This is a genomic window from Crocosphaera watsonii WH 8501 (assembly GCF_000167195.1).
Taxonomy (GTDB): Bacteria; Cyanobacteriota; Cyanobacteriia; order Cyanobacteriales; family Microcystaceae; genus Crocosphaera; species Crocosphaera watsonii.
This window is the reverse complement of sequence record NZ_AADV02000167.1, coordinates 1-9,553: the sequence shown is the minus strand read 5'-3', so window position 1 is coordinate 9,553 and position 9,553 is coordinate 1. Positions and strand designations below refer to the sequence as shown.

The 9,553-nt window shown below is 39.0% G+C and carries 8 protein-coding genes; 5 read left to right on the top strand and 3 right to left on the bottom strand.

Features of this window, described 5'->3' with window-relative positions; all coding sequences use genetic code 11:
* Nucleotides 1-174 precede the first annotated feature (174 nt).
* The 5 genes from CWATDRAFT_RS27080 to CWATDRAFT_RS40595 all read left to right on the top strand — a co-directional run bounded on the left by CWATDRAFT_RS27080 (nt 175) and on the right by CWATDRAFT_RS40595 (nt 6,312).
* Nucleotides 175-441: a phytanoyl-CoA dioxygenase family protein gene (locus CWATDRAFT_RS27080; protein ID WP_157134187.1), complete on the top strand. Its 267-nt coding sequence runs from the start codon at nt 175-177 to the stop codon at nt 439-441.
* Nucleotides 438-1,427 carry an SDR family oxidoreductase gene (locus tag CWATDRAFT_RS27075; protein ID WP_007307988.1) on the top strand — a complete coding sequence of 330 codons (990 nt, stop codon included), beginning with the start codon at nt 438-440 and terminating at the stop codon, nt 1,425-1,427. Before CWATDRAFT_RS27080 ends, CWATDRAFT_RS27075 begins: the two co-directional genes overlap by 4 nt.
* Nucleotides 1,428-2,510: 1,083 nt before the next feature.
* Complete coding sequence (locus CWATDRAFT_RS27070) at nt 2,511-5,516, top strand: glycosyltransferase (RefSeq protein ID WP_007307989.1); 3,006 nt, start codon at nt 2,511-2,513, stop codon at nt 5,514-5,516.
* Nucleotides 5,517-5,585: 69 nt separating this feature from the next.
* Nucleotides 5,586-5,909, top strand: coding sequence for a helix-turn-helix domain-containing protein (locus CWATDRAFT_RS40600; protein ID WP_007307990.1), 324 nt, complete (start codon nt 5,586-5,588; stop codon nt 5,907-5,909).
* Between the two features lie 4 nt (nt 5,910-5,913).
* Nucleotides 5,914-6,312: a transposase gene (locus CWATDRAFT_RS40595; protein WP_007307991.1), complete on the top strand. Its 399-nt coding sequence runs from the start codon at nt 5,914-5,916 to the stop codon at nt 6,310-6,312.
* Nucleotides 6,313-7,203: 891 nt separating this feature from the next.
* Here the strand turns inward: CWATDRAFT_RS40595 and CWATDRAFT_RS27055 are convergent.
* From CWATDRAFT_RS27055 to CWATDRAFT_RS34760, 3 genes are all read right to left on the bottom strand, one after another.
* Nucleotides 7,204-7,704: a GNAT family N-acetyltransferase gene (locus tag CWATDRAFT_RS27055; protein ID WP_042712570.1), complete on the bottom strand. Its 501-nt coding sequence runs from the start codon at nt 7,702-7,704 to the stop codon at nt 7,204-7,206.
* Nucleotides 7,691-7,978 (bottom strand): type II toxin-antitoxin system TacA family antitoxin, encoded by a 288-nt coding sequence (locus tag CWATDRAFT_RS27050; RefSeq protein ID WP_007307985.1) that lies wholly within the window; start codon nt 7,976-7,978, stop codon nt 7,691-7,693. The genes CWATDRAFT_RS27055 and CWATDRAFT_RS27050 overlap by 14 nt, the downstream gene beginning before the upstream one ends.
* Nucleotides 7,979-8,049: 71 nt before the next feature.
* A complete protein-coding gene (locus CWATDRAFT_RS34760) occupies nt 8,050-9,489 on the bottom strand; it encodes a relaxase/mobilization nuclease domain-containing protein (RefSeq protein ID WP_007307984.1) in 1,440 nt (479 codons plus the stop codon).
* Nucleotides 9,490-9,553 lie beyond the last annotated feature (64 nt).

Here is a 9,553-nt window from a genome sequence, read left to right as displayed (position 1 = left end):
CCCATTTGCAAATGATTATCATTATCGTTCATTCTCAATAAGCTCTCTGGTTGCCGACAATTGTTTAGGGTCGGGTAACAGAGAAAAACCGCTCTGGACTTACTTTTCAACCTACTTGTCACCCCGTGAGGTAAAGAAGTTACAAAAGGATCTCCTAAACACCAATTAGGATTCTTGTATGCTCCGAAAATGATTGATTCTGTGTGTTTAGAAGATTTAAAACCCATTCCCTTAAAGTTAGGGGAAGTTTTAGTTTTTACGTTAGCAACCGTTCATGGCAGTGAAGAAAATTGCGGCCATATTTCTCGTTGGAGTTCTGATATTCGGGTGATGAACGCCTTAGCCCCGGTTGATCTTTCTAGCCGGCCTCATTATTACGAAACATTGAGTCGTTCTGTTGTTACTGAATTAGCCCAATCCTATTATCTGTTAGAAACATGAAACATTGCTTAGTTACAGGAGCATCCGGTTTTATTGGCAGTCACCTGTGCGATCGTCTTTTGGACTTAGGCTACCAAGTGACGGGATTAGACAGTTTAATTGTCGGCAATCCAAAAAACCTAGAAAGTGCCAAAACTAACCCACAATTTTCCTTCCTTCATCAAGATGTAGCAGATTTAACCCCACAAACCTTAGAAAACATCGATTGGATTTTTCATTTAGCCGGACTAGCTGACTTAGTTCCCTCAATCCAAAACCCAGAAAACTATTATCATTCCAATGTTCACGGCACTTTTGCCCTACTCAATGCTTGTCGTCAAGCGAACATTAAACGTTTTGTTTATACCGCTTCGTCTACCTGTTACGGCATTCCTGACACCTACCCTACCCCAGAAACTTATCCCTGTTCCCCTGAACACCCCTATGCCTTAACCAAATATCTCGGGGAACAATTGGTCATGCACTGGGCTAAAGTTTATAAGCTTCCGGCTCTGTCCTTACGCCTATTTAACGTCTATGGCCCTCGTTCTCGTACCACTGGAGCTTACGGAGCCGTATTTGGGGTATTTTTAAAGCAAAAACTCGCTGGTAAACCTTTTACTGTCGTTGGGGATGGTAAGCAAACCCGTGATTTTACCTTCGTGAGTGATGTGGTTGAAGCGTTTGTCAAAGCAGGCCAATCTGACGTTACTAATGAGATTATTAATGTGTGTTCAGGTCAACCCCAAAGTGTCCTAAGATTGGTCGAGTTACTCGGCGGTGAGATCACCTATATTCCAAAAAGACCAGGGGAACCCGACTGTACTTGGGGAGATATTACTAAAGCTAAAACCTTATTAGGATGGGAACCCCAGGTTTCCTTTGCCAATGGCGTTGCCCAAATGTTAGACCATATTGAATTATGGCGAGAAGCTCCCTTGTGGACACCAGACTCCATCAACGAAGCGACGAAGGAATGGTTTGAATATTTGGGGAAACAGCCATAAATGAATGCCGCTAAGTTCAGTAGATCACAAACATCTTAGTTGAGATTGCAGGGGAGCTTTCTAGCGGGGAGCGGGGGAGAAACAAAATGAAAGAAATTTAGTCTCTGAAGAGCGTATTTGCCAATTGTATTGATATTTAACGCAAATAAACCGAAAATAACCACTTATTTCTTTAATTTTAACTCCAGATTATCTCCCTTTCTCCCCGCTCCCTGCTCCGAAGCAGCCCAAACAATTCAGCAATTAATAATGAACAATTAATAATTAATAATTACCCCTGCTTGGTGCGCTTTCCAACCGCCGTACGACGACGGTTTGGTCGCATCCGCTTCTTGAAAGAAGGGGATTGGCTAAAAGGAATTTCTTTTTGATTTATCCCCTTGAAAGGGGAGGCTTTAAACCTTCATTGTTGAATTAATAATTAATTATTGACTATCGACTCTTAATTATTAACTATTAACTCTTAATTATTAATTATTTGGTAAGTTTTCGATCTACTGAAGTTATCCTTTTTGACGAGGCTCAAACCAGCATCATTCCATAGCCTTCACGGTAAATTTGACCCATAACTTAGCGGCATTCAGCCATAAATAAGTCTTTCAAAAACTGATAAGAAAAAACTCAGCGAAAGAACTAACAGATGTCAATTTTTACTACAACTCAGAGATAACAAACCAGAAATCTCTCCCCCTTAACCAAGCAGTATTGAGCAGTATTGGGGGAACTTTCCCTAGAGATTATTCGTCAAGGCTGGGAGAAATAGCTCAGCTAGAGTCATTCTGATTGTGTTTTTTTATGTATTTGGGAAAATCCGACTATCCCTCCGATAACTGATGTTTTTACCGTCCAACTCACCGTAAACATCAGTTATCTTCAACTAACATAAAGTCAACCATTAAAATTATTTACTCTTAATGAGTTGACTAAACTGCCTATAGTCCCTACTATTGTACGAATGCTGCCACAGGGTTTTTCCTTAATGGACTGTCCTGAATAAAAAGCAGATGAACACGATTTCCCGTTCTTTGTGGAGTGAACTATGACTTTTTCAACTACCCCAAAAATTAAGTTATTAAAATTAAAATGAAAGTTCTTATTGCTGACTTTGATTTATTTAAAAAAATGGGAGGCGGTCAAACCTTTTACCGTAGTATTATCAAAAAAAATCCCCAAATAGACTTCTACTATATTGCAGAAAAAGAACCCTCCGATACACCCCGTCCTTCCAATGCTCATGCCCTTTCTTATCAAGAGCAGTTTCTCGTGACAGACTTTAAGAATTTCTTTGAAGTAACGCCACCAAAATGGGTAGAAAGGGCCTTTGTGATGGCCAGTAATATTGCTGCCTCTGCTATCAACCAACAATTTGATGTGGTGGATGTGCCTGACTATGAACAATGGGGTCTCTTTTTACGCCCTGCTCTCAACTATTTTAAAGTAAATTTTGGCTGTGTTGCTCTTTCAATGCACGGCATTATCTCCAAAACCCTACGTCTTGATTGGTTTGAGGGTGGCAGAGGAAACATTCCTCTCGATCTGCAAGAAAAAATGCAGTATCAAACAGCAGATATTCGCTATGGAATTAGTAAAAGTTATTTAGATGAATGGCAAGCATTTGATAGGTTAGACTCTCATTACTATAATCCCCTACATTTCCTTGATTTACCCAAACCTACCTTAAATTTGCCTTCAGAATCCCCTCCCGATCTTAATTTTATTGGTCGCACGGAAAAACGAAAAGGCCCTGATATTTTTGTAGATTTGGTGTGGTGGATTCCCAGGGGAAATTATAGTCAAGCTCGTCTTATCGGCCCCCACAGTTATAACTACAATAATACACAATCATCCCAAGATTATTTAAACGGGATGATTAATCATCGGCAAAAAGAGATCAAGCTCTGTCCCCCCATGAAACCCTCAGAGTTGGTTGAATTATTTGCCAGTAAATCCCTAACTTTTGTGCCGTCAAGGTACGATACCTTAAATTTAGTTGCCCTAGAATCTCTGTTTTCTGGATGTCCTACCGCTATTGGCAATGGTGCAGGGGTTTGTCGTTTTTTGGAAGAAAGTTTTCCTCAAGTTCCCTTTATTAAAATTGATGTTAATAATATCTATGCCTCTCTCCCAGACATTGCTAAAGTTTTAGATAATTATGATGAATATAGAGAGAATTTAGTGGCTCAAATTCGCTCATCTACTCTCAACACAAAGGACTCAGAATTAGGGGAAATTTATCAAAGTTCTCTCAATTTTAACAGTGAAACACGAGAAGAATTAAATGAGTGGTATTCTCAATTAGTTACCTATTGGCAGTCTAATCAGTCAGGATTTAGTTTAGGTAAAATTCCTGGGATTAAAGTAGTAAAAACTCAAGTCAAATCCCAAATCAAACCTATTTATAAACAAGTTCAGAACACCATCGGAAAAACGAAAGCTCGGATTCAGAAGCCATTAGAAGAAACCCGCAACGCTCAAACCTTGAAAGCTCCAAAATTAGTTAATCGTTATAAGTACACTTTTAATGCTTCAGAATTAACCCAAAAAGATTTGGGAAATAAAGTCAAAGAATGCTGGAAGTTAGGGTCAGCTTTTGGGGGAGAAAATCAAAGCTTACAAGACAAATTAGGGAACGGTTACCGTATCGATCGCGTTCGCTTATGGCGTGAAATTGCTCGTATTGAGGAGCTAAGGGGGAATGAGTTAGTTGCTGCTACCTACAAACTTCGAGCAATTCGTCTGTTAGATCAGGATTTATTTGGGGATCTGTCCTATATAAACCGAGCGTTAAATAATCAAGGGTTTACCAAAGAAGCAACTGTCATACAAGCCATGTATGGTAAACCAGGGGAAAGAGAAGCTCAATGTTATGAGTTAATTGAGCAGACATTATTAGATAATATTCTCAACAATAATTGGGATTATGAGTTGGTGGATGATCGACGGGATCAATCAGTTTATCGCGTTAGTGTGATTGTTTCCCTTTATAATGCAGCTGCTAAACTTCCTTTATTTTTAAGAGCCTTACAACATCAGACCTTAGTTCAACGGGGAGAAGCGGAAATTATCTTAGTGGATAGTGGATCTCCAGGGGATGAATATCAAGTTTTCCAACAATTAGCTCCTGAATTGAATATTCCCATTGTTTATGGGCGATCGAAAAAACGGGAAACTATTCAAACTGCTTGGAATCGAGGAATTGACTTATCTAGGGGTCGTTTCTTATCTTTCTTAGGGGTCGATGAAACTATTCTTCCTGGTTGTTTAGAAATCTTGGCGGCGGAATTAGATGAAGATCCTGAATTGGATTGGGTCATTGGTCATAGTTTAGTCACCAATGTTGATCAACAAGGTAGTTGGGTAAATGATATTATGCCTTATGATCGCAGAAAATATCAGCAGGATTTAGTCTATTTAGAAACCTGTTATTTATCATGGGTAGGTGCCTTATATCGTCGTTCCATTCATGATCGTTTCGGGTACTACGACGGGAGTTTCCGAGGCGCAGGGGATACAGAATTTAAGAGTCGTATCTTGCCTTTTATCAAGAGTAAAGTTGTTGATCGTACCCTAGGGGTATTCTGGAATTATCCTGATGAAAGAACCACCCAAAGTCCGGCTGCTGAAATTGAAGATATGCGAGCTTGGTACTTACATCGTACTTTTGCAGGTGTTCGCTATGCCTTTGCTGATAGAAGCGTGGAGGAACTTGAAAAATTAATCTACTTATCTCTGTGTTATCGTAAATCTTACTGTACCCACACCAGTACCGATTTGGAGTATGCCTATAACTTGTGTTTGTACTTAAAAGAAATTCATCCTCAATCAAACGCCCTGAAATATTTTCAAGGCATCGAAACCCTATTAAACGCTTATCGCTCTCTAGATTGGATTCCCAAATTATCCCGTTTTTCTCCCCTGAGCCGAGTAATAGAAACCCGCAAAATTGCCTCCCAAATTCAAAAAGACCATCAACGGTCTTGGAATCACGAGTCAAGTCTGGGGTTAACGCCGACTTATCAGATTTTTAATGATAATCGTCACGAGCAACACTCGTTTTTATGGTTCACTGAGGTGGACAACAATTCGTGATTCATATAATACCAATTTCCGAAACTTAGGCTACACTTGTAGAAATAATTGATTTCAGGCGATCGCACAATGTCAGGTGTAGTAAAAATCGAGATAAATGAATCAGCAGAAACTCTCAAAGAACTCTTAAAAAAGGCAAAGACCCCCCAAGAAAAAGAGAGAGTTCAAACCCTTTACTGGTTAAAAACAAAAACAATCACAACAGTTAAACAAATTGCTATAATCTTGGGGCGTAATCGTGTGACAGTACAAAAATGGCTGCATAAATATCGGAGTGGTAGACTGAATCATCTCCTAGAACCCAAGACAAATTTAGGAGGAAGGCCAAGCTCAATTCCTGGGTCGGTAATCGACAAATTAAAGGAAGAATTACAAAAACCAGTACGAGTTTAGCCATTTGGATACTCCTTGCTTTGAGAAATTTTTAGAGCTTTTTTCTCAAAAATATCCTGACGAAGTTCATATTATTCAACTAGACAATGGTCGAGGACATCTTGGTTTAGATTTGTCCATTCCTGATAATATTATTTTACTATTTCAACTGCCGACCCACCTCGAATTGAATTCGAGGTGGAAAGCGGCAGTGCATTCCGCACCCCCTTATTGTCCAGAAGTTAATCCTATTGAAAGATTTTGGAAAGAAGTCAAAAAATTCCTAAAAAATCAAGTTTTTGATTCCCTCGATTTCTTACGAAGAATCTTGAGAAATATATTGGCTAGATTTACTCAAGAAGATATCGCTTCTATTACAGGATACGATTTTATTCTTGAGGCATTATCTGTACCCGGACTTTAGGAAATTGGTATAACAAAATTTATTGTTATTGGCCGTCTTTCGTGTCATTACTCTCCTACTATGGCCTCAGTTTGACCAAATATGGGGCTATTTTTTCACTTGCGACTTTTGCCGAATAATGACTGAATTTTCCGGCCGATTTTTGGCTGACTTGTGATCAATCTAGAACAAAAATTGAAGCTATTGAACAATATACATTATCTGAGTAATTATTAGCTTATTTTTAGTCGATTATTTTTTAAGACATTGAATATTCGCATTTTTTAGGATTTAAACTGATGCGGATTACTCCTTTATTTGTCTGCTTTTTCCTGAGAGTTATTTTTATTGTCTCTTTTCTCTTTCCAGCAAATTTTAAAAAGCTTATTTTTCAAGGTGAGTCGTGATAATTAGCCGTTGTATGGCATTAATCGAATGATTACTCTTAGTAACTCTGTTTTAAAGGTTGCCACAAAATGCCACTCTTTGTCTCAAACCACTAAAATCAGCGTTTTTTATTCATATAAGCTATCTATAGTCTAATAAAAACCTTCTAGTCTTATAGACAAGTTCTCACTATTTTAGACAACGGATTACTACTTAATTCAACTCAAGCTTTAGCAGCTTTAACAATTCATATATGGCAATATATGGCAAATTGTGGCACGTTTATGGCAAATTTGCCGATTTTTAGAAGTCATCTTCGTTGAAAAACAGCCCTTATACCTCGGTGGAGTCCCAGAGCCAGCAGGCTCTATGTCATACAGTTGCTATCTACCCAATAACTGGGTGTGCTGCTGGTCGGGGGGAATTTCCCCCCAATCCCCCCTATCTTACCATTTAATGTTCTCTTTATCTTGTTGGATGGAGACTTTCTCCTAAAGACGCATGACATTAGAGTTGGAAAAAAAATTAAGACTCAATCAAATCGATAATAGTGGATAACGGCAAAAATAATAATAAGGGATGTTCTTCTGTCCCCTCAAACCCAAACCGTTGATAATATTTTTTCACTTCAAAACTTTTGGCATCGACAAACAACCCTATCACCCCGGCATTGTCTGCAATTACTTTTGCTCGTTTCATGGACTCAACCAACAAAATCGACCCAATCCCAAGTTTTTGAAACTCCTTTGATACTGCTAATCTTGCTAACTTTACCCCAGGTACAACATCGGGATATTTCTTAACCCAACGAGGGGGAAGATTATCAACTTGTACCTCACACAAGGTCAAGGTAAAAAAGCCTATAATGACCGATGGTTGCTCAGTATCAACCAAAACAAAGGTACGAGATAACCCTTTCTGGATATGCTGTCGTGCCGTGCGTTGTAAAAACTGATTGAGGGCATTCTCTCCACAGTCAAACCCTTTCCTATCATGATGTTTACTGAGGAGTTCAATCTGTTTCACTGAAAAAAGCCCGATGTCTAGCAATAGCGTCCTTTAAATGGTCATTAGGGACGGGGGGATTTTCAATGAGACTAAAAATTTTATCGGCATCGACATCAGATAAGTGAATTACCTGTTCTTGTTTAATTACGAATTGGGCTTCTTTGACGGCTGCTGCTACCATAAATTGGTTTAAGGTTGCCCCTGTCAAATCAGCAGCTTTTTGCAACGTCTCTTTTACGGATGCTGGAACTCTAGCTGTTACACGGGAATCATTTGGAGAGGTTTTAGCCATCAAATTTAGTTCCTTATTTTCCTTCATTTTAACAGACTTGGTGACAAAATGGCACCATAAACCCCACCACTTTATCGGCCCCGTCTCCCCTTTCTTCGTTGTAATGATTGATTATTTTGCTGTTCAAGTTCTCTAAGTGTGTCCTTCATCTCAGAACCGGTAAATATTTCTATATCTTTTTGGGTTAAACCAGGACTATTTTGAGGTAAGTTAATACACTGCCATTGCTGGTTTTTATGTTCATCAACCCCAACAGATTGAGCAATCATTTTATAGTTTCCTTCTCCATCTTTTATAGTTAATCTTCCTTGACTATATTCTATTAAGTTATCTTTGGCTTCATACCTAACGGTTTGGTTAGCTTTTAACCATTGATAAGCAATAGGAGCTATGGTTAGAGTGTCTTCTTCTTGCTTTTCTATAACATCAGGAGAAAATTCAGGGGTCAACCGTAGGGAATTCATTAAGGCTTTTTCTTTCTCTAATTTCTCAGATGATTGATTAATAGTATTTAGTTGAGACTGATTAATTAAAGCTTTTTCTTTTTTCTTCTGCTTCTTTTTTTCTAATGGTTCTGTATCTAATTCTTTGGGTAAATAAAGACTTAAATTAATCTCTGACCAGTTAATTAATTGTTCTGGGGGAAGGATAACGGGTTGATGGTTAACGGCATCTTCTATTGCTTTTCTATCCCGTTGAGGGTCACAGTTTATCCCTCGCTGACTGATTAATTTAGGGAAGCTGCCATTATGCAGTTTACTCCCCCTGAAAGGTTTCGCCCCCTCCATTTGGTAACTTATTCTTTTTCTACCAGTGGCTGTGATGATGGGTTTTACATCGATGCCTAAATGTTGCAGTCTCCCTATAAATAAAGTCATGGTAGGTTGGTCTCTGGTGGCTGCATCGATGGCTGCTTGTAATTTGATGGAAATGGGAATATCTGGGGGTTGTGGCTGTTCTCCCCTCTGATAATCCCTCAGTTGTCGTTTATATTTTTGGACTTGGCCATGGGTGAGGGCTTTCTGTTTTCTCTGTCGACTAGGGGCAACTTGGGTTAATTGATGTTGGAGTTCTAATTCCCTGATAATAGCTTCAAATCTTCGTTTATCTTGCCAATCGTCCACTCTTTGCCCTTCTAGGGTAATCATATTGACGGCAATATGAATATGGTCATGGTCATGATTCCAATCATGGCCTGGATCTTGTCGATGATGGTCAATGACCACATATTGGTTATCAACATAGCCTAATCGTTGAATGGCTTGTGTGGCAATGGTTTGTTTAAGGTCATCAGATACTTCCCCGTCTTCTGGGGCAAAACTGAGAATAAAATGTTTGACCGGTTTGGTGGTGGTGCGTCTTTGGTCTGCACAATTATTGAATTCTTGGGTTAGTTGTTCAATGGTGTCCCCGGCGGCGTTTCCTCCAATAATTCTGGCTCCTTTATCGCTGGCCAAGAGGTAACGAAATAATCCCCCAAAGTTACTGCCGTGTTCTATGTGTCCTATCATTGTTCGTTGCTTTCAATCAGAAAAAAAATGATTAATAACTAATAAGTAATGGTTCAAAAACTTG